Here is a 19,595-nt window from a genome sequence, read left to right as displayed (position 1 = left end):
CAGATGAAGGCACGGCCGCAATATCCCTATCGCCCGGTCGGCACCGCCCTCAGCCGCGGGCTGCACATGCGCTGCCCGGCCTGCGGCGAGGGCAAGCTGTTCCATGCCTATCTCAAGGTGAACGAGCGCTGCCCCTCCTGCGGCGAAGCGCTGTGGCACCACCGCGCCGACGACGCCCCGCCCTACATGGTCATCACCATCGTCGGCCATATCGTCGTGCCGCTGCTGCTGGCGGTGGAAATGGCGCTGCATCCGGCGATCTGGATCCACATGGCGCTGTGGCTGCCGCTGACGCTCATCCTGTCGCTGGCGCTGCTGCCGGCGGTCAAGGGCGCGCTGATCGGCTATCAATGGGCGCTCCACATGCACGGCTTCGATCCCTCCGATCCCGAGCACGACCCGCTCCCGCCCAGCCGCCGCGCCCAGGCGGCGATGGGCAAGCCCGCCAGCCTCGGATCCTGAACCTTCCGGAACGCCTCCCCGCCATGAGCCCTGTCGACGTCACCTCGCGCTTCAACGTTGCGGCGCGCGGACCCCGCCATCCGACCATCCGCCCCGCCGATGCGGCGGTTCTCATCCTCGTCGATCGCTCGAAGCGCACGCCGCGCCTGCTGTTCGGCCGGCGCAATCCGGCGATGCGCTTCATGCCCGGCAAGCTGGTCTTCCCCGGCGGCCGGCTGGAGCCGAAGGACCGGCACATGCCGGTCTACGGCATGCTCGACGCCGAGAGCGAGCGCCGCCTCGCCGCCCGGGTGGTGCGCCCGAGCGCGGCGCGTTCGCGCGGGCTGGCGCTCGCCGCCATACGCGAGGCGTTCGAGGAGACCGGGCTTGCGCTCGGCACGCGCGAGGCCGGCACGCCGGAGCGGATGCCCGACGGCTGGCAGGATTTCGGCGCCGCCGGGCTGTTCCCCAATCTCGAGGCGCTGACCTTCGTCGCCCGCGCCATCACCCCGCCCGGCCTGGTCCGCCGCTTCGACACCCGCTTCTTCATCGCCGACCTCGCCGATGTGAGCCATCGCGTGGACGGCGTCATCGGGCCGGAGCGCGAATTCGTCGAGGCCGCCTGGCTGACGCCGGACGAGGCGCGGGGCGCCGAGATCCCCGACATCACCCGCGCCATCGTGGAAGAGGTCGAGACCCGGCTTTCCGGCGGCAACAAGCCCTGGCTGCCGGTGCCGCTCTATTTCGCCCGCGGCAAGCGCATGTATCGCGAACCGCTGGCCTGAGGCGGCGGCCCGGCGCGGCCCGCCTCCCCCCGGTCCGCGTGATGAACACATTGCCAAAAGTCATTCGACTTTCGCCGTCCATGGGGTAGAGCCAACGGCCCGGAGGCTGCGTCCTCCCTGCTCCAGGTGCCGTCATGTCCGCCCCCGTCTCCTCCATCCCCGCGCCGCGCGGCGCCAACGTCGCCTCGATCGCCGCCGCGATCGCCGCGATCTCGGTGGTGGGGCTGGGGCTGGCGCTGTCGATCCCGCTGCTTGCCTTCGAGCTGAACGCGCGTGGCATCTCCAGCACCTGGATCGGCATCAACACCGCAGTCGGCGGCGTCGCGACCATCCTCATCGCGCCCTTCATGCCGGATCTGGTGCGCCGCTGCGGCGCCGGGCCGCTGCTGATGGCCGCGCTGCTCGCCGCCGCCGCCAGCCTCGTCGCCTTCAAGCTGACGGGGCCTTTCGTGCTGTGGTTTCCGCTGCGCTTCGTGTTCGGCGCCGCGCTGTGCGTGCTGTTTGTCGTCAGCGAGTTCTGGATCAACGCGGCCGCGCCGAGCGGGCGGCGCGGGTTCGTCATCGGCATCTACGGCACCGTGCTCTCGCTCGGCTTTGCCGGCGGACCGGCGATCCTGAGCCTTGTCGGCACGGATGGCCTGACGCCCTATCTGTGGGGCGCCGGCTTCTTCGCCCTCGCCGCCGTGCCGGTGCTGATCGGCGCCTCCGGCGCGCCGGTGATCCGCAAGGAGAGCTCGGGCGGCGTGTTCAGCCTCATGCGGATCGCGCCCGCCGCGACACTGGCCGCCTTCATCTTCGGCGCGGTCGAGACCGGCTTCCTCAACTTCCTGCCGCTCTACGGCCTGCGCCGGGGCCTCGGCGAGGCGGACGCGGCGATCCTGCTCACCGTCGCCGAGCTCGGCAATGTCGGGCTGCAGCTCCCGCTGGGCATGATCAGCGACCGGGTGGACCGGCGCCGGCTGCTGCTCATATGCGGCACGCTGGCGCTGGCCGGCGCGCTGCTCCTGCCCCATCTCGCGGTCGATAGCTGGGTGATGTGGGCGGTGGTGTTCGTCACCACCGGCATCTGCGCCGGACTCTACACGGTGGGCCTCACCCTGCTCGGCGCGCGCTTCGAGGGCGCGACGCTCGCCACCGCCAACGCCGCCTTCGTCATGCTCTACTCGATCGGCCTGATCGTCGGCCCGACCGCGGTGGGCGGGGGCATGCAGGTGCTCGACCCGGACGGCTTCGCCTGGGCGCTCGCCCTGTTCCTCGCCATCTATGTGGTGGTGGTCGCGGGGCAGATATGGCGCGATCGCTGACGCGCCTTCCTTGACAATCGCGCGCCGATCACGGATACGGACGCGCAACGAGCGGCGGACCAGCCGCACGAACCCAATCTGTTTGACGTGGCCGTCCCACGTTCGACTGCCACGCTCCTGGAGATCCGGTCATGGCCAAGGCAACGACCATCAAGATCAAGCTCGTGTCGAGCGCCGACACCGGCTTCTTCTACGTCACCAAGAAGAACTCGCGCACCATGACCGACAAGCTGGTCGTGAAGAAGTACGACCCGGTCGCGAAGAAGCACGTCGAGTTCCGCGAAGGCAAGATCAAGTGATCTGAGCCTTCGGGCTCGAGCCAAGCACGCAGAAGGCGCCGCGAGGCGCCTTTTTTGTTGCCGGTACAGGGATTTGCGGACGACGCCTGAGACGACGAATCAGGCGAGGATCGGAAGGTGGCGGCGCGAAGAGGCCTTCCGCGCCGCCACCCGCCGACTGACCCCCACGGACCCAGGAGATGCGGCGGACCCGAGCACTCCGCAGGGCAGCTCGATACCGGCCTCAGGCTAGCGCAAGCCGCGCGGAAAGCAACTGTCCGCCAGGTGGCGAATCGCCCCGACAGACGCCTCAGTCGGGAAGGAACTGGCGCACGGTCTCGAGGAACCGGCCGACCGAAATCGGCTTGGAGAGATAGGCCTCGCAGCCGCCCTCGCGAATCCGTTCCTCGTCGCCCTTCATGGCGAAGGCGGTGACCGCGATCACGGGAATCGCCTTGAGCTCCGGGTCGGCCTTAAGGGCGCGCGTGACGTCGAGGCCGGAGACTTCGGGAAGCTGGATGTCCATCAGGATCAGGTCGGGCCGGTGGTGGCGCGCGAGGTCCATCACGTCCCGCCCGTTGCGGGTGCCGATGGTGACGTAGCCGTGGGCTTCCAGCAGATCATTGAAGAGCTTCATGTTGAGCTCATTGTCCTCAACGATCAGAACGGTCTTGGGCATCGGGGCTCGATCCGTGAATCCTGCGAGGTCGCCGACGGTCCACGCGGGCCGGAATCCAGCAGCGTCGGCCCGTCAATGGCGTTAATCTAGCCGCCCATTCCTTACGGAACCGCAAATGCAACGTCGCTCTTCCAAGCCCCTGTCGACGCTCCAGGCCGCCCGCGAGGTGAGTCTGGGCGCCCTGTCTTACCTCGCCGGCGATCCGGAGCGGATCGGCCCGTTCCTCGCCGAGAGCGGCCTCTCGCCGGCCGACCTGCGCGGGGTGGCCGCCTCGCCCGCCTTCCACGTCGCGCTGCTCGATTTCCTGATCGCCCATCAGGACCTGCTGCTCGACTATGCGCAGACGGCCGAGATCGACCCCGGCCATGTGGTGGCGGCGCGCGAGATCCTGTTCCACGCCGATATCGGCGAGGACTGACGGCGCGTCACGGGGGAACGAGGGAGCGATCGGGAGACCAAGGATGGCGCGCCTGCCCGCCTTCTGCCGGGACTGCCTGCACGAGGCGGGCGGGGAGCCGCGCTGCCTCGCCTGCGGCAGCCCGCGGCTCGTCCGCCATGGCGAGCTCGACACGCTCCACATCGCCCATATCGACTGCGACGCCTTCTACGCCTCGGTGGAGAAGCGCGACGACCCGAAGCTGCGCGACGTGCCGGTGATCGTCGGCGGCGGCAAACGCGGCGTCGTCTCCACCGCCTGCTACCTCGCCCGGGTGAAGGGCGTGCGCTCGGCCATGCCGATGTTCAAGGCGCTCGCCCTGTGCCCGGAGGCGGTGGTGGTGAAGCCGAACATGGCGAAATACGCCACCGTCGGCCGGCAGATCCGCGAGCGCATGCTGGGGCTCACCCCGCTGGTGGAGCCGCTCTCCATAGACGAGGCATTCCTCGACCTCGCCGGCACGCAGCTCCTGCACGGCGAGAGCCCGGCCCGCGCGCTCGCCCGTCTCGCCCGCGAGGTCGAGGCCGAGATCGGCGTCACCCTCTCGGTGGGGCTGGCGCCGAACAAGTTCCTCGCCAAGATCGCCTCCGACCTCGACAAGCCGCGCGGCTTCGCGGTCATCGGCGCAGGCGAGGCGCGCGCCTTCCTCGCCCCGCGCGGGGTCGGCACGATCTGGGGCGTAGGCAAGGCGACGCAGGAGCGCCTCGCCCGCGAGGGCTACCGCCTGATCGCCGACCTGCAGGCGGCCGACGAGGCGACGCTGGCCCGCCGGCTCGGCAATGAGGGGCTGCGCTTGTTCCGCCTCGCCAACGGCATCGACGAGCGCCCGGTCAACCCGGAGCGGGAGACCAAGAGCGTCTCCACCGAGACCACCTTCGACGTCGACATCAGCGATTTCCGCGCCCTCGAGCAGGAGCTCTACCGGCTCACCCGCAAGCTGTCCGACCGGCTCAAGGCCGGCGGCCATGCCGGGCGCACGGTGACGCTCAAGCTCAAGACCGCCGATTTCCGGCTGATCACCCGCGCCCATTCGCTGGAGGACCCGACCCAGCTCGCGCACCGCATCTTCGATCACGCCCGCACGCTGCTGCAGCGCGAGGCGGACGGGCGGCGCTTCCGGCTGATCGGGGTCGGGGTGTCCGAGCTCGCGGACCCGGCGCTCGCCGACCCGGCCGATCTCGTCGACACGGTGAACACGCGGCGCGGCATCGCCGAGCGGGCGGTGGACGACCTGCGCGCGCGCTTCGGCAAGGAGATCATCGATCGCGGCATCATGCTCGACGCCCCGCGCCGCACCGGGACGCCGCAGCCGGACCGCAACCTGTCCTCCCCCGACACGCCGCCGGCCGGGCCGGACCCGGTCAGTTCTTCGGGCACTCCTCGCGCGGAAGCGCCTCGTAGGAGGTGAGCGTGCCGCGCAGGGCGAAATCGCCATAGTCCAGCTTCAGCGCGCGGCTGACGCCGTTGTCGAACAGGTCGAAGCTGATGATGTAGTCCGGCGTCTGGCTCTTGCCGCCATGCTCGTAATAGCTGATCGTCACCGGGTAGCGGGTGCGCCCCGCCAGCTCGCCGGACTTGGCGGCGGCTTCGAGCCCGTTCTCGTCGGTGAGGCCCTTCCCGATCACGGTCAGCGTGTCGTAGACCTTCCGCCCGTCGGGCGAGCCGTCATAGACCGCGGCCTGCAGGATCGGGTCGCCGCGGGTCGCGGCGGAGAGGATCTCCATCACGTGCTGGGTCGGCAGCAGCACGTTGCCGGGAATCTGGATCGTCGCCTCTTCCGGCTCGGTCGCCTTGACCACCAGCTTGCCGCCCTTGCGCTCGGCGACGCCGTCCGCCTCCTCCGGCACCTCGCCATTGACCGCGTTGGTGACGCGGAAGCGGTAGGCGCTGCCCGAGCCGTCCTCCCAGGTCGCGGTCGAGATGGCGCTGCTCAGCCGGCCGCCCTGCGTGTCGAGGTCCGTGTTCTGGCGGAGCTGCACCGAATAGCCCGCGCAGCTGTTGCCGCGCAGCTCATAGACGATCTGCCCCTTGGCCGCGTCGACGCGCTTGGCCGGCTCGCTTCCGTCGAGCGAAAGCGCGTAGGTCGCGCGGTGCGGCGCGAGCTGGACCGCCCCCGCCGGCAGCCCCGCGCACAGGAGGAATGCCGAAGCGAGGGCGACGCGGAACGGCACGCGGAAAGGCATAGGCACGGCTCCTCTGGCATGCTGCGCGCAGCTTGCGCACGGCCCTCCGATCAGCCAAACATCGCTACCCGAGCGGGGCAAGGGCCAATATCGAACAAGGCTAACGCCCTCCGACCCAGGGTCCGAGGTAACAAGATAGCATGGAGAGACATATGTCCGGAACGGTTGAAGCCAGGCTGGCGGCGCTCGGCATCACCATCCCCGAGGCGAGTGCGCCGGCGGCCAACTACGTGCCGAGCGTGATCACCGGCAACCAGCTCTTCATCTCCGGCCAGATCTCCATGGCGGGCGGCAAGATGATGCAGGGTAAGCTTGCCCGCGAATCCGACATCGAGGCCGGCCGCGCCGCCGCGCGCCAGTGCGGCATCAACCTGATCGCCCAGATCAAGGCCGCGCTCGGCGACCTCGACCGGGTGAAGCGGGTGGTCAAGCTGGTCGGCTTCGTCAATTCGGCGCCGGACTTCACCGAGCAGCCGAAGGTCGTCAACGGCTGCTCGGACCTGTTCGTCGAGGTGTTCGGCGATGCCGGCCGCCATGCGCGTTCGGCGGTGGGCGTCGCGGCGCTGCCCTTCAATGTGAGCGTCGAAGTCGAAGCGATCATCGAATTCGCCTGAGCGCGGCCCGTGAGCGGCCCTCCCGCCTATGCGATCAACGCCCCGGCCTGGCTCACCGCCCGGCCGGTGGCGCATCGCGCCCTGCATGACGCGGCGCGCGGCATCGTCGAGAACACGCCCGCGGCAGTCGACGCGGCGATCGCCCGCGACTACGCGATCGAGGTCGACATCCAGCTCGCCGCCGACGGCGAGGTCATGGTGTTCCACGACGACACGCTCGACCGGCTGACGACGGCCACCGGCCCGGTCGGCGCGCTTTCCGCCGCCGCGCTCAAGGCGGTCGCCTTTCGCGATACCAGCGACCGGATGATGACCCTGCCGGAGCTGCTGACGCGGGTCGCCGGGCGGGTGCCGCTCGTCATCGAGATGAAGAGCCGCTTCGACGGCGACGACGCGCTCGCCGTGCGGGCCGCCGACATCCTGGCGGACTATGCCGGCCCGGCGGCGCTGATGTCGTTCGACCCCGACCTCGTGGCCGCGGCGCTGCGCCTCGCGCCCCACATTCCGCGCGGCTTCACCATGGAGCGGCGCTATGACGACCCGGAATGGGATTTCCTGGCGCCGGGCACCAAGTTCGCCTGGGGCAACCTGCTCCACATCCCGCGCACGCGCCCGGACTTCCTCGCCCATTACGTGAAGGACCTGCCCTCGCCGGCCGTCGCGCTGGCGCGGCGCTCGCTCGGCCTGCCGCTGCTGACCTGGACCGTGCGCACCGCAGAGGACCGCGCCGTCGCCGCCCGCCACGCCGACCAGATCATCTTCGAGGGCTTCCTGCCCTGAGCATCTTGCCCTGAACTCCCACCCAAGCATGCGCTCCGTGCCCTGCCCGCAGTGCAGGGCACCGGAATTCGCGTTGTCGTGAAACGCCTTCCGTCCGCCGCATGGGGCGCGCACATTAGGCACGGCACCCCGGGCCATCCTGCGAACGACACGGCATCCCATGACTGACGACACCATCCGTCTGCGCGTCGAGAGCGACATTCGTGCCCTCACGCCCGCAGACTGGAACGCCTGCGCCGACGACGCCTCGCTCGAAACCTTATCGAACGACTTCAAGAAGCTGATCTGCAAGGATTTTTCCGACCCGGCCAAACGGCGCGGCAACCCGTTCACCAGCCACGAGTTTCTTTCCGCGCTGGAGGAATCCGGCTCGGTCTCGGCCAAGACCGGCTGGCTGCCGCAGCATCTGGTGCTGGAGGGCGCGAACGAGCAGGTGCTCGCCATCTGCCCGGCCTATCTGAAGTCCCACTCGCAGGGCGAATACGTCTTCGACCATGGCTGGGCCGAGGCCTATGAGCGGGCGGGCGGGCGCTACTATCCCAAGCTCCAGGTCAGCGTGCCCTTCACCCCCGCCACCGGCCCGCGCCTGCTGGTGCGCGCCGGCGCCACCGCGCCCGCCGCCCGCACCGCACTGGCGCAGGGGCTGGTCGCACTGGCGGAGATGCGCGGCGCCTCCTCGGTCCATGCCACCTTCCTGACCGAGGCCGATGCGCGGGCGCTGGAGGGCGAGGAGTTCCTGCCCCGCACCGACCAGCAGTTCCACTGGCACAATCGCGGCTATGGCAGCTTCGATGACTTCCTCGGCGAGCTCGCCTCGCGCAAGCGCAAGGTCATCCGGCGCGAGCGGCGCGAGGCGCTGGCGAACGGTATCTCCGTCCACTGGCTCACCGGCGCCGATATCACCGAGGAGATCTGGGACGCCTTCTTCGCCTTCTACATGGAGACCGGCTCGCGCAAATGGGGTCGTCCCTATCTCAACCGGAAATTCTACTCGCTGATCGGCGAACGGATGGCGGACCGCGTGCTGCTGGTCATGGCGAAGCGCGCCGGACGCTGGATCGCCGGTGCCATCAACTTCATTGGTCCGGATACGCTCTATGGCCGCAACTGGGGCGCCGTCGAGCATCATCCCTTCCTGCATTTCGAGGTCTGCTACCACCAGGCGATCGAGTTCGCGATCGCGCGCGGCCTCGCCACGGTCGAAGCCGGCGCCCAAGGCGAGCACAAGCTGGCACGCGGCTATCTGCCGGTGACCACCCGCTCGGCCCATTTCATCGCTGACCCAGGCTTGCGCGCGGCGGTGGCGAGCTATCTCGAGCGCGAGCGCGACTATGTGGAGAGCGCGGGCGAGGAGCTGACCGAGCTCGGCCCCTATCGCCACAATGCCCGCCACCTCGACGAGGAAGCCTGACCCGCGAACGGGCGCGCGAAGCCTTGACCGGCGCCGCGCGGGCTGCAATCACGGCCCGCACACAGGACGGCCGGCGGGCGCCGGGCCGACAGGGAGGACCGCCATGACCTATGATCCGGGCAACATCTTCGGCAAGATCCTGCGCGGCGAGCTGCCCGCCTACCGGGTCTATGAGGACGAGCGCGTCCTGGCCTTCCTCGACATCATGCCGCGCGCGACCGGCCACACGCTGGTCATCCCCAAGGCCCCGTCCCGCAACCTGCTGGACGTGGAGCCGGACGACCTCGCGGCGGTCGCCGCCGCCGCGCAGCGCATCGCCCGCGCGCAGATGCGCGCCTTCGAGGCCGACGGCATCACGCTGACCCAGCACAACGAGAAGGCCGGCGGACAGGAGGTGTTCCACCTCCATCTCCACGTCATCCCGCGCCATACCGGCGTCGAGCTGCGCCCGCCCCTGTCCTACAAGGAAACGCCGGAAGCGCTCGCGGCGCAGGCGGAGGCGCTCAAGGCCGCGCTCGCGGGCTGATCACGCCCCGATGCCGAGCCACCAGGCGCCGGCGACCAGCACCGCCTCGGCGGTGAGCACGCCCGCCAGCACCGAGCGCCGGCCGACGAGGAAGCCGGCGATGCCGGAGCCCACCGCGGCCAGCCTGAGCCAGAGCGGAAGCGCCACCAGCGCCCCGCTCGGCACCAGCACCAGATGCGCGACCACCGCCGCCAGCAGCGCCGTCGCCACCGCGCGGATCCAGCGCATGAGGAGGCTGTCGTCGTCGAGCCCGCGCCCGAGCGCGACGCCGAGGACGCGCCAGACCTCGTTCGGCAGGAAGCCGACCAGGATCACGATCAGGATCGCCCCGAACTCGCTGAGCTGTCCGTTCACGGGCGCGCTCCCGTCCGCCGCTTCGGCAGCAGCCGGGCGATGAGGAAGGCGAGCGTTCCCCCGCCGACGCCGGCCCAGAACAGGTCGAGCCCACCCGGCAGGTAGGAGGCGAAGGGCGAGATCGCCGCGCCGAGCACGATGGCGAGCCAGTCGACGCGCGCCTTCGCATTGCGCACCAGCAGGATGGTGAAGGAGATCGGCGTGAGCAGCAGCAGCGCCACCGCGAGCGGCGCCGGCAGCACGTTGGTGAGGTAGAAGCCGGCGGCGGTGCCGATGACGCTGGTGGTCATCAGCCCGGCGCCTACGCCGACGGAGAAGGCCGGGCGCGCCGCCGTCGGCACCTTGGGCAGCAGGCGGAAGCCTTCCGCCCACAGCGTGACGGCGACGAAATGGGCGCAGAGCAGTTCCTGCCACAGGCGCGGCCTGCGCCCCCGCATCAGCGGCATCAGCGACACCACCATCGGCAGCAGGCGGACGCCGGAGAGGCACACGGCGATAGCCAGGGCCGGGAGCGAGGAACCCGACGCCAGCCCGCCGACCAGGATCACCTGCGCCGGCAGTGCCCAGACCAGCACGGTGGAGAGCAGGCCGGCGACGATGGGAAAGCCGAGGTCGTGCAGCAGGCCGCCGAACCCGAGGAAGGTCGCCAGCAGCACGAAGCCGGGCGCGCTCAGCGAGGCGACGGCGCCGCGCAGAAACCAGACCGGGGTGCCGGCCTCGCCGGCCTCGGGGATGGAAGGGGGTGAATGCATTATGCGGAATCCAGTGGGCCGTTGATCGACCCGCAGGACGGCGCGGTCAAGCCGAACCTTCGGACCCTGGCCGCCAGATAAAACAAAACCGCCCGCGAAGTACCGCGGGCGGCTTGCATTTTTCGGTGATCGGCCCGGCGTACCGGGCCGCTCCGACGCGACTCAGACCTTGAGCGGCACGCGCGGCACGCGCGAACCGCCGGCCCGGCCACGCCCGCCATCGGCGGCCTTCTTGGCCTTGGTGCCGGTGCCGGCCTTGCGACGCGGCGCGCGCTTGGGCTTCGGCGCCAGGATCTTCTCCGGCTTCGGCGTGATCGGCCCCTCGGGGAACTCGAAGCCGAGCGAGGTGGTCGCCGTCTCGTCGGTGACGACCACGACCCGCACATGCCCGCCCGAGCGCAGCTTGCCGAACAGCACCTCGTCCGCCAGCGGCTTCTTGATGTGCTCCTGGATCACGCGGCCCATCGGGCGCGCGCCCATCTGCTCGTCATAACCACGCTCGACCAGCCAGGCGGTCGCCTCGTCGGACAGCTCGATGGTGACGTTGCGGTCGGCGAGCTGGGCCTCGAGCTGGAGCACGAACTTCTCGACCACCAGCGCGATCACCTCGTTGGTGAGGTGGGCGAACGGTATGATCGAATCGAGCCGGTTGCGGAACTCCGGCGCGAACAGACGGTTGATCGCCTCCACGTCGTCGCCCTCCCGCTTGGAGCGGGTGAAGCCGAACGCCGACTTCGACAGGTCGGCTGCGCCCGCATTGGTCGTCATGATGAGAATGACGTTGCGGAAGTCGACCTGCTTGCCGTTGTGGTCGGTCAGCTTCCCGTGGTCCATCACCTGCAGCAGGATGTTGAACAGGTCGGGATGCGCCTTCTCGATCTCGTCCAGCAGCAGCACGCAGTGCGGATGCTGGTCGATGCCGTCCGTCAGCAGGCCGCCCTGGTCGAAGCCGACATAGCCGGGAGGCGCGCCGATCAGCCGCGAGATGGTGTGCCGCTCCATGTACTCCGACATGTCGAAGCGAAGCAGCTCGACGCCGAGGCTGGAGGCGAGTTGCTTGGCAACCTCGGTCTTGCCGACGCCGGTGGGGCCGGAGAACAGGTAGGAGCCGATCGGCTTCTCCGGTTCACGCAGGCCCGCGCGGGCGAGCTTGATCGCCGAGGCGAGCGCCTCGATCGCCTTGTCCTGGCCGTAGACGACGCGCTTGAGCGTGGTCTCCAGCCCGGCGAGGATCTCGGTGTCGTCCTTGGAGACCGTCTTCGGCGGGATGCGGGCGATGGTGGCGATGGTCGCCTCGATCTCCTTCACGCCGATGGTCTTCTTGCGCCGGCCCTCCGGCAGCAGCATCTGGGCCGCGCCGGACTCGTCGATGATGTCGATCGCCTTGTCCGGCAGCTTGCGGTCGTGGATGTAGCGTGCGGAGAGCTCCACCGCCGCCTTGATGGCGTCGTTGGTGTAGCGCAGTCGGTGGTAGTCCTCGAAATAGGGCTTCAGCCCCCGCAGGATCTCGATCGCGTCCGGCACGGTCGGCTCCGGCACGTCGATCTTCTGGAAGCGCCGGACCAGGGCGCGGTCCTTCTCGAAGTACTGGCGGTACTCCTTGTAGGTGGTCGAGCCGATGCAGCGCAGCGTGCCCGAAGCGAGGGCAGGCTTGAGCAGATTGGAGGCATCCATCGCCCCGCCGGAGGTCGCCCCGGCGCCGATCACCGTGTGGATCTCGTCGATGAACATGATCGCGTCCGGATAGGCCTCGATCTCCTTCACCACCTGCTTCAGGCGCTCCTCGAAGTCGCCGCGGTAGCGCGTGCCGGCGAGCAGCGCGCCCATGTCAAGCGAGAACACGGTCGCCTTCTTGAGGACGTCCGGCACCTCGCCGTCGACGATGCGGCGCGCAAGGCCCTCGGCGATGGCGGTCTTGCCCACGCCGGGATCACCCACGAAAAGCGGGTTGTTCTTGGAACGGCGGCAGAGCACCTGGATGGTGCGCTGGATCTCGCCGTCGCGGCCAATCAGCGGATCGATCTTCCCGTCGCGCGCCTTCTTGTTGAGGTTCACGCAATAGGCTTCGAGCGCATCGGCCTTCTTCTTGGCCTCTTCCCCGGTCTTCGTCTCCGTCTCCTCCTCGGCGCCACGGACGGGACGACTCTCGGACATGCCGGCGCGCTTGGCGATGCCGTGGCTGATGTAGTTGACCGCGTCGTAACGGGTCATGTCCTGCTCTTGCAGGAAATAGGCCGCATGGCTCTCCCGCTCGGCGAAGATCGCGACCAGCACGTTGGCGCCGGTCACCTCCTCGCGGCCGGAGGACTGGACGTGGATCACCGCGCGCTGGATCACGCGCTGGAATCCGGCCGTCGGCTTGGAATCCTCGCCCGCGTCCTGCACCAGGTTGTCGAGCTCGGTGTCGATGTACTCGACCAGGTTCCGGCGCAGCTTCTCGAGATCGACATTGCACGCGCGCATGACCGCGGCGGAATCCTGGTCGTCGACCAGCGACAGCAGCAGGTGCTCGAGGGTTGCGTATTCGTGATGGCGTTCGTTAGCGAGCGCGAGGGCCCGGTGAAGTGACTGTTCGAGGCTTCGGGAGAAGGTGGGCATCGGGACCTCTTCATTTAGCCGTCGCGGGGCGTCACTTCTTCTCCATGACGCACTGCAAAGGATGCTGATGCTTTCGTGCGAAGTCCATCACCTGGGTGACCTTTGTCTCGGCCACCTCATAGGTGTAGACGCCGCACTCGCCCACGCCATGCTGGTGCACATGCAGCATGATCTGGGTGGCTTCCTCCCGGTTCTTGGTGAAGAAATGCTCCAGCACGTGCACGACGAACTCCATTGGCGTGTAGTCGTCGTTGAGAAGGAGCACCCGATAGAGATTGGGCCGCTTCACCTGCGGCTTGGTACGGGTAATCACCGCCGTGCCGGGCGCGTTGTCGCCGCGCCGGCGACGCTCGTCGTCAGCCATCATCCTCTCGTGCAGCTTAGACATGACCGATAGTGCCATTCAGGCTGGACCTTCGCGGCCGGGGCTGGCCGTAGGAAACTATAATAGGTACGCCTCCCCCCCAGCGCCAGAGCCTCCTTGCGGGCGGTCTGTCGCAATCCGGTGACATTGCCCGCCCGGATCATTGCGCGACGCCGCCTTGGCGCATGACCGCGCGATGACGCGCCCCTTGCGCCCGCCGTGGAAAACATCCCCGAGGGGCGAGGAAAAGGCGTGCCGGCCGGCACGGCAGGTCGTGGCCGGGCATGGCCACAAAAGCAGAAGGCCCGGCGGGGAGCCGGGCCTTTGCGGTGGAGACGGTACCGGCCCAAAGCCGGAAGAGACCTGCCGAAGAGACTGCGGGAAGCGATGCGCCCGAGCACCCTCGCCGGACCTGCCCCGCGAATACGGCAGCGGGACAAGCCCGCGCAGACGCCGTCGCGACGGACCCGGGGAGAGCCCCAGAGAGACCAGCCTCGGCGCGGCGCCTCACTCGACGCCGGTCAACTGACGCCGGTCACCTGATCGTCGGTCACTTGGCGCCGGGAAACTTGCCCAGCATGCTCTCGTACGGCTTGTAGGTTTCCTTGGCGAGATCGGCATAGAGCTCGCCCATCTTGGTCGCCTGGGCGACGAAGCCCTCATAGGCGTTCTTGAAATAGTCGGACTGGATCTCGACCGCCTTGTCGAGCGTCTTGGCGCCGAACAGCTTCTCGGCCGCGGCAGTGCCTTCCTCGAAGGACTTCTTGGAATAGTCGGCGACTTCGACGGCGATCGCCTGGACGCCCTTCGACATGGTGCCGAAGCTCTTCATGGCGATGTCGAGATTGTCCTTACCCAGTTTCTGGATCTCGTCCATATTCTGCATGGTAGCCAACTCCTTTGCTCCTCCGCGCGTGCGGCCTACGCGTCTCACCCGCGCCTGCTTTGGGAAACCGTGGTCCCACGCTCTATATAATGCGATGCACCATCCACGTCAATGAATTTTGTGCACTGCAATATGGCGGCTACAACACTGCGCTACCTGCCCTTTTTCTCGCCACATGAATGTCGTTCACTATCCGAGTTTACGAGTTCGTAACCGCGCCCTCCATAAGCTCCCCGTAGTGATCGCTCGGCAACGTTTCCTTGAGCTGCGGGATATCAGCGCCGCAAAGGCGCATGCAACGCAGGGGGCGCTGACGGGTCTGGATGTTCCCGGCCGGGGGCCGGATGAGTAGCGGGACGGGTAGATGCAGGTTCCGGGGATGGGCACGCGGCTTCTGCGTGCGGGGGCGACCTTGTTGGCAATTTCGGTGCTGGGGGCCGGTGCGGCCGAGGCAGCGAGCGGCGGCTGGCAACGCGGTTATGCCGACATCGTCATCGACGCCAACACGGGCAAGGTGCTTCACCAGGACGACGCGGATTCGCTGCGTCATCCCGCCTCCGTCACCAAGGTGATGACGCTCTACCTGCTGTTCGAGCAGCTCGAGGCCGGTAAGCTGCGGCTCAATTCGCAGCTCAAGGTCTCCTCCTACGCGTCCAAGCAGCAGCCCTCGAAGCTCGGCGTGAAGGCCGGCTCCACCATCCAGGTCGAAGACGCCATCCAGGCGCTCATCACACGCTCGGCGAACGACGTCGCAGTGGTGATCGCCGAGAACATCTCCGGCAGCGTGCCCGAATTCGCGCGCCTGATGACCCGCCGCGCCCACCAGCTCGGCATGTCGCGCACCAACTACGTCAACCCGAACGGCCTGCCCGACAAGCGCCAGCTCACCACCGCCCGCGACCTCGCCACACTCGGCCGCGCGATCCAGGAACGCTTCCCGACCTACTACAAGTATTTCGAGGAACGCAGCTTCATGTATCACGGGGTCGCCATCCGCAATCACAACCGGATGCTCGGGCGGATGAAGGGCGTGGACGGCATCAAGACCGGCTACACCAACGCCTCCGGCTTCAATTTGCTGACCAGCGTGAAGCGTGACGGCCGCTACGTGATCGCCGTGGTGCTCGGCGGCCGCAGCGCCGCCTCGCGCGACAACCGCATGGTCGCGCTGCTCAACGACACGCTGTCCCGCGCCTATTCCGGCCGGCAGATGGTCGCCCGCATGGACAAGGCGCCGGTGGACGCCGACGACCTGCCGACGCCGGTGGTCGCGCTCGCCACGCCGACGCCGCCCGCCCCGCCGGCCGTGTCGCCGGAGGAGGTGCCGGTTCCGCTCGCCAATCCGCGCTTCGCCCTGGCCTCGGCCGCCGCGTCCGTCACCTCGTCCGCCTCCGCCCCGCTGGCGATGGCCGAGGTCGAGGACGAGGACACGATGGCCACCGCCTCCATCCCGATGCCGCTGGCCGCGCCGCAGCAGGCCGCGCGCGCCCCGGTCAAGGTCGAGGCCGCCCAGGTCGCCGCCGCGCCGGTCGAGGATACCCCGCCCGTGGGTTCGGCCGCGCCGATCGTGCCGGTGAACGTCAAGACCGTGGCTGTGGTATCGCCCAATTCCGCCGCGACCGCGCATTTCAGCAACCAGCCCGGCATTCTCGGCACGCTGTCCTTCAGCCCGCTGCCGGGCTCGGGCGTGAAGACCGCCGCGGCGCAGCGCGCCATCAAGCCGATCGAGGTGGCCAGCGTCGGCGACGTCGCCATTCCGCGCCAGGACACCGAGGTCGCCGAGAAGACCGCCGCTCCGCGTTCGGGCTGGGCGATCCAGATCGGCGCCTATGGCAGCGAGGCCGACGCCCGCGCCCAGATCGCCCGGGCGCAGAAGAAGGTCCCCGGCCCGCTCGCCAATGTCGATCCCTACACCGAGGAAGCGACCAAGGGCTCGACCACCTTCGTGCGCGCCCGCTTCGCCGGCTTCGATGCCGAGGCCGCCGCGCGCAAGGCCTGCAGCGCCCTGAAGCGCCAGGACTTCGGCTGCATGGTCTTCCGGAACTGACGGGGATGCGATCAATGCCCGTCGAGCAGGATATCCTTGGCCTCGTTTACCCGGGCGGCGAGATAGTTCGACCCGCCCTGGTCGGGATGGAGTTTCTTCATAAGGGATCGGTGAGCCTTTCGGATCTCGTCCGTCCCCGCCCCCGGCGGAAGGCCCAGGATCTGGTAGGCCTCCTCTTCCGTCATCGCGCCGCGGCTCGCCGCATGAGCGCGCCCCCGGCCCGGGTCGCCCTGAGCGTTTTCACGCCAGCCGGGCGCCCGGCGGTCCAGGTAAGCTTCGAGTAGCTGGCGGCTCTCGGGGTCCACCTCGAGCGCGAGCCGCGCCAGCGTCGCCACGTCCAGCCCGTCGAGGGCGGCCCCCTTCAGCGGCCCGCCGATCACCGTGCCGCTGAGCCGTCCGCTGTCATGGTCGAGCACCATGTCGAGCATGGCGGTGCGCACCTTCGACTGCCTGCCGGGCGTCTTCTGCCCGCGCGACCAAGGCAGCGCCTGGCCGATGTTCCAGCCGATCAGCGACAGGCCGAAGATGCCGAGCGGCAGCGCGGTCTCGATATGCCCGCGCATGCCGAGGAAGCCGGCGAGCAGCAGCACCACCGTCCCGCCGACCGAGCGGCCGAGCTTGGCCAGCGTCTGCGCGTCGGCCCGGCCGAACGCCTTCAGCCCGTAATAGAGCAGCGCGACGATGGCCGCGCCCGCGAGCAGGTTGATCATCGCCGCGCTCCGAGCGCGGCGATAAGCTGGCGGGCGCCGGCCGAGGACTGTGCCAGCGCGGTCAGCGCCTGCGTGCCTCCAGCCGCATAGGCCGCAGCCGCGCGCAGCAGCGCCCGCAGCTGCGCCGCGGCGCCGGCATCGAACCGGCACCACGCCCCGTGCGTCAGCCGCGCGATCTCGCGAAAGGCGTTCTCGGCCACCGGGTCGTGACCTTCCTGGAACAGCATCACCGGAATGGCACGCATCGCCAGCGGCCCCGCCTCGGCGCACAGGGCGTCGACCGGCTCCTCCATGGCGTCGCCGATGAACACCACCGCGCCGACGGGCCCCCTCTCCGCCTGGCTGGCGGCGTGACGCAGCACGCGGGAGATCTGCGTGCGCCCGCCCCGGCAATCGATCCGCCCCATCAGCGCGCCCAGCTTGCCGGCGTCGGCGAGCCAGGGCGAGGCCTTGCACTCGTTGATGCCGCGATAATAGACGAGCTGAATGTCGAGGCCGCCGATCGCGGCCGCCTCCTTGAACATCTCCGCCTGCAGCGAGCAGGCGAGGTCCCAGGTCGGCTGGCGGCTCATGGTGGCGTCGAGCGCGAAGATCAGCCGTCCGCGCCGGTCCGCCGCCACCGGGGGCCGGGCCTTCACCTCGGCGAGGAAGGCCGCGACGTCGGCACTCGCGGCGGACGGTGCCGGCGTCCGGCCGGTCGGCGCCGTGGGGGAGGTGGACGGTCTGGTCTTGTCGGCGGCCATGAAACACCTGCACGCGGATTCGCGGCGATAGTAGCGGGGGAAGAGGCATGGCGAACAGCCATCTCCCGAACGGTTGACCCCCCTTCCCGCTCTGCTAGCTTCCGCGCCCCACCCGCCGACGCATCCCGCAGGTCGCATCATGAGCTCCACCCGCACCATCCGCTCCGTCCACACCGTCGCGGATCTTCGCGCGCAGGTGGGCCGATGGCGCGCGGGGGGCGAGAGCGTCGCGTTGGTGCCCACCATGGGCGCGCTCCACGCCGGACACGTCGCGCTGATGGAGGCCGCCCGCGGCGAGGCCGACCACGTCGTGGTGTCGATCTTCGTCAACCCGACCCAGTTCGCGCCGACCGAGGACCTCAGCCGCTACCCGCGCACGCTGGAGGCCGATCTCGACAAGGCCGACGCCGCCGGCACCGAGCTCGCCTTCGTGCCGGACGCCGGGGAGATTTATGGCGAAGGCTTCTGCACCACCATCTCGCTCGCCGGCCCGGCGCTAGGGCTCGAGACCGACTTCCGTCCCACCCATTTCGCCGGCGTCGCCACCGTCGTCGCCAAGCTGCTGATCCAGACCCTGCCGGACGTTGCCCTGTTCGGGCAGAAGGATTACCAGCAGCTTCAGGTCGTCACCCGTCTGGCGCGCGATCTCGATCTTCCCGTACGCATCGTCGGGGTGCCCACGGTGCGCGAGGCGGACGGCCTCGCCCTCTCCTCGCGCAACGTCTATCTCGGCCGTGAGGAACGCGCCGCCGCGCCGACGCTCTACCGGGCGCTGAGCGAGGCTGCCGCCGCGATCGCGGCCGGCGAGCCGATCGCCAATGCCGTCGACGCGGCCCGCCACGAGGTCATCGCCGCCGGCTTCGCGCTCGACTATCTGGAAGCGCGCCATGCCGCGACACTGGCTCCGATCGCCTCTCCCGCCGAAGGCCCGGTCCGCCTGCTGCTGGCGGCGCGGATCGGCACCACGCGGCTCATCGACAATCTGGCCATACCCGACTGAACAGCCGGCCCGCCTCAGGTGAAGGTCACGTAGCTGACCGCCATGCCGATGATGACCAGCACCAGGCCGATGCCCAGTACGTAGCGCATCGGCCGCACCTCGGCCGCCTGACGCTCCTCGGTGTTCGCCTTCACGACCGTCTCGCCGTGATCGAACTCCCGGTGGTCGTCCGAATCCTGGACCATCTCGGTCTCCCTTATCCGTTCTCACCTAAGGACAACGTTCAAGGAGCGGTCCGGTTCGCACTCACATGAGGCCGAGTGAGCGCAGTTCGCGGCGCAGGTGCTCGGGCAGCACGGTGCTGCCCTCATCCGTACCGAGGTCGGCCGGCGCGTCTTTCGCGGCGAGGTACCGCCAGCCCTGGAACGGCCGGCTCGGGCGCGGCATCACCTTGTGCACCGCCGGCTCGAGCACGAGGTGGCAGCGCCGGATGCCGTCGCCGTCCACGAAGGGTCGTATCGCGAGCAGGCGCTGGCGGCAGGCGACCTCGCCCTTGATGACCCAGTAGAGCGAGCCACCATCGAGCAGCTCGTCGGTGCGGGTCGGCACCATGCGGGTGGTGTGGAACTGCTCCACCGGCTCGCCGCGCGCGGCCTTGCCGGCCAGATTCTGCGCGATCCACTCCTCGAGGTCCTGGATGGATTCGGCGCCGACGCAGAGTTTCAGCAGGTTGAGAGGCATGGCTTTGACGGGCATGGGAGGCC

Annotated in this window: 23 protein-coding genes; 12 read left to right on the top strand and 11 right to left on the bottom strand. The window is 69.1% G+C overall.

Annotated features, from left to right (window positions below; translation table 11 throughout):
- Nucleotides 1-3 precede the first annotated feature (3 nt).
- The 4 genes from NVS83_RS22955 to rpmG all read left to right on the top strand — a co-directional run bounded on the left by NVS83_RS22955 (nt 4) and on the right by rpmG (nt 2,829).
- Nucleotides 4-462, top strand: coding sequence for a DUF983 domain-containing protein (locus NVS83_RS22955; RefSeq protein WP_258741574.1), 459 nt, complete (start codon nt 4-6; stop codon nt 460-462).
- A gap of 23 nt (nt 463-485) precedes the next feature.
- The gene (locus NVS83_RS22950; RefSeq protein WP_258733812.1) at nt 486-1,226 is read left to right on the top strand and encodes an NUDIX hydrolase; all 741 of its coding nucleotides are present in this window, start codon (nt 486-488) and stop codon (nt 1,224-1,226) included.
- A gap of 134 nt (nt 1,227-1,360) precedes the next feature.
- Nucleotides 1,361-2,530 carry an MFS transporter gene (locus NVS83_RS22945; protein WP_258741572.1) on the top strand — a complete coding sequence of 390 codons (1,170 nt, stop codon included), beginning with the start codon at nt 1,361-1,363 and terminating at the stop codon, nt 2,528-2,530.
- A 131-nt stretch (nt 2,531-2,661) separates the two neighbouring features.
- Entirely contained in the window at nt 2,662-2,829 is a 168-nt protein-coding gene (gene rpmG, locus NVS83_RS22940; RefSeq protein WP_013166321.1) for a 50S ribosomal protein L33, read from the top strand.
- A gap of 289 nt (nt 2,830-3,118) precedes the next feature.
- On the opposite strand, the gene NVS83_RS22935 is transcribed toward rpmG, so the two are convergent.
- Nucleotides 3,119-3,487: a response regulator gene (locus NVS83_RS22935; RefSeq protein WP_258733814.1), complete on the bottom strand. Its 369-nt coding sequence runs from the start codon at nt 3,485-3,487 to the stop codon at nt 3,119-3,121.
- 115 nt (nt 3,488-3,602) lie between these two features.
- Between NVS83_RS22935 and NVS83_RS22930 the strand changes: the two genes are divergently transcribed.
- The gene (locus tag NVS83_RS22930) at nt 3,603-3,905 is read left to right on the top strand and encodes a DUF3572 domain-containing protein (protein ID WP_258733815.1); all 303 of its coding nucleotides are present in this window, start codon (nt 3,603-3,605) and stop codon (nt 3,903-3,905) included.
- Between the two features lie 43 nt (nt 3,906-3,948).
- Entirely contained in the window at nt 3,949-5,331 is a 1,383-nt protein-coding gene (locus NVS83_RS22925) for a DNA polymerase IV (protein WP_258741570.1), read from the top strand.
- Here NVS83_RS22925 and NVS83_RS22920 read toward each other — a convergent pair.
- Complete coding sequence (locus tag NVS83_RS22920; protein WP_258741569.1) at nt 5,285-6,106, bottom strand: cell envelope integrity EipB family protein; 822 nt, start codon at nt 6,104-6,106, stop codon at nt 5,285-5,287. The two genes, NVS83_RS22925 and NVS83_RS22920, sit on opposite strands and share 47 nt — an antisense overlap.
- Nucleotides 6,107-6,258: 152 nt before the next feature.
- On the opposite strand from NVS83_RS22920, the gene NVS83_RS22915 reads away from it, so the two are divergent.
- The 4 genes from NVS83_RS22915 to NVS83_RS22900 all read left to right on the top strand — a co-directional run bounded on the left by NVS83_RS22915 (nt 6,259) and on the right by NVS83_RS22900 (nt 9,437).
- Nucleotides 6,259-6,720 (top strand): RidA family protein, encoded by a 462-nt coding sequence (locus tag NVS83_RS22915; RefSeq protein ID WP_258733818.1) that lies wholly within the window; start codon nt 6,259-6,261, stop codon nt 6,718-6,720.
- Between the two features lie 33 nt (nt 6,721-6,753).
- Nucleotides 6,754-7,500 (top strand): glycerophosphodiester phosphodiesterase family protein, encoded by a 747-nt coding sequence (locus NVS83_RS22910; protein WP_258741626.1) that lies wholly within the window; start codon nt 6,754-6,756, stop codon nt 7,498-7,500.
- 160 nt (nt 7,501-7,660) lie between these two features.
- Nucleotides 7,661-8,911: a GNAT family N-acetyltransferase gene (locus NVS83_RS22905; RefSeq protein WP_258741566.1), complete on the top strand. Its 1,251-nt coding sequence runs from the start codon at nt 7,661-7,663 to the stop codon at nt 8,909-8,911.
- 103 nt (nt 8,912-9,014) lie between these two features.
- Nucleotides 9,015-9,437, top strand: a complete 423-nt coding sequence (locus NVS83_RS22900; RefSeq protein WP_258741565.1) for an HIT domain-containing protein — start codon at nt 9,015-9,017, stop codon at nt 9,435-9,437.
- Here the strand turns inward: NVS83_RS22900 and NVS83_RS22895 are convergent, their stop codons facing one another.
- The 5 genes from NVS83_RS22895 to NVS83_RS22875 all read right to left on the bottom strand — a co-directional run bounded on the left by NVS83_RS22895 (nt 9,438) and on the right by NVS83_RS22875 (nt 14,391).
- A complete protein-coding gene (locus tag NVS83_RS22895; protein ID WP_258741564.1) occupies nt 9,438-9,791 on the bottom strand; it encodes an AzlD domain-containing protein in 354 nt (117 codons plus the stop codon).
- Nucleotides 9,788-10,543 carry an AzlC family ABC transporter permease gene (locus NVS83_RS22890; protein WP_258741563.1) on the bottom strand — a complete coding sequence of 252 codons (756 nt, stop codon included), beginning with the start codon at nt 10,541-10,543 and terminating at the stop codon, nt 9,788-9,790. Before NVS83_RS22890 ends, NVS83_RS22895 begins: the two co-directional genes overlap by 4 nt.
- A 162-nt stretch (nt 10,544-10,705) precedes the next feature.
- Nucleotides 10,706-13,141, bottom strand: coding sequence for an ATP-dependent Clp protease ATP-binding subunit ClpA (clpA, locus tag NVS83_RS22885; protein ID WP_258733823.1), 2,436 nt, complete (start codon nt 13,139-13,141; stop codon nt 10,706-10,708).
- Between the two features lie 31 nt (nt 13,142-13,172).
- Nucleotides 13,173-13,529: an ATP-dependent Clp protease adapter ClpS gene (clpS, locus tag NVS83_RS22880; RefSeq protein WP_374114586.1), complete on the bottom strand. Its 357-nt coding sequence runs from the start codon at nt 13,527-13,529 to the stop codon at nt 13,173-13,175.
- A 526-nt stretch (nt 13,530-14,055) separates the two neighbouring features.
- A complete protein-coding gene (locus NVS83_RS22875; RefSeq protein WP_258733825.1) occupies nt 14,056-14,391 on the bottom strand; it encodes a phasin family protein in 336 nt (111 codons plus the stop codon).
- Between the two features lie 364 nt (nt 14,392-14,755).
- On the opposite strand from NVS83_RS22875, the gene NVS83_RS22870 reads away from it, so the two are divergent.
- The gene (locus tag NVS83_RS22870) at nt 14,756-16,438 is read left to right on the top strand and encodes an SPOR domain-containing protein (RefSeq protein WP_258741561.1); all 1,683 of its coding nucleotides are present in this window, start codon (nt 14,756-14,758) and stop codon (nt 16,436-16,438) included.
- Between the two features lie 11 nt (nt 16,439-16,449).
- Here the strand turns inward: NVS83_RS22870 and NVS83_RS22865 are convergent, their stop codons facing one another.
- Nucleotides 16,450-17,148, bottom strand: coding sequence for a DnaJ domain-containing protein (locus NVS83_RS22865; protein WP_258741560.1), 699 nt, complete (start codon nt 17,146-17,148; stop codon nt 16,450-16,452).
- Nucleotides 17,145-17,891: a VWA domain-containing protein gene (locus NVS83_RS22860; protein WP_258741559.1), complete on the bottom strand. Its 747-nt coding sequence runs from the start codon at nt 17,889-17,891 to the stop codon at nt 17,145-17,147. Before NVS83_RS22860 ends, NVS83_RS22865 begins: the two co-directional genes overlap by 4 nt.
- A 139-nt stretch (nt 17,892-18,030) precedes the next feature.
- On the opposite strand from NVS83_RS22860, the gene panC reads away from it, so the two are divergent.
- Nucleotides 18,031-18,891, top strand: coding sequence for a pantoate--beta-alanine ligase (panC, locus tag NVS83_RS22855; RefSeq protein ID WP_258741557.1), 861 nt, complete (start codon nt 18,031-18,033; stop codon nt 18,889-18,891).
- A gap of 14 nt (nt 18,892-18,905) precedes the next feature.
- Here panC and NVS83_RS22850 read toward each other — a convergent pair whose 3' ends face one another.
- Both NVS83_RS22850 and NVS83_RS22845 read right to left on the bottom strand, forming a co-directional pair.
- The gene (locus NVS83_RS22850; protein ID WP_258733830.1) at nt 18,906-19,076 is read right to left on the bottom strand and encodes a hypothetical protein; all 171 of its coding nucleotides are present in this window, start codon (nt 19,074-19,076) and stop codon (nt 18,906-18,908) included.
- A gap of 61 nt (nt 19,077-19,137) precedes the next feature.
- Nucleotides 19,138-19,572, bottom strand: coding sequence for a DUF1489 family protein (locus tag NVS83_RS22845; RefSeq protein WP_258741553.1), 435 nt, complete (start codon nt 19,570-19,572; stop codon nt 19,138-19,140).
- Nucleotides 19,573-19,595 lie beyond the last annotated feature (23 nt).

This window comes from Ancylobacter mangrovi, from assembly GCF_024752335.1.
GTDB classification, from domain to species: Bacteria; Pseudomonadota; Alphaproteobacteria; order Rhizobiales; family Xanthobacteraceae; genus Ancylobacter; species Ancylobacter mangrovi.
This window is presented reverse-complemented; position numbering and strand designations above follow the sequence as displayed.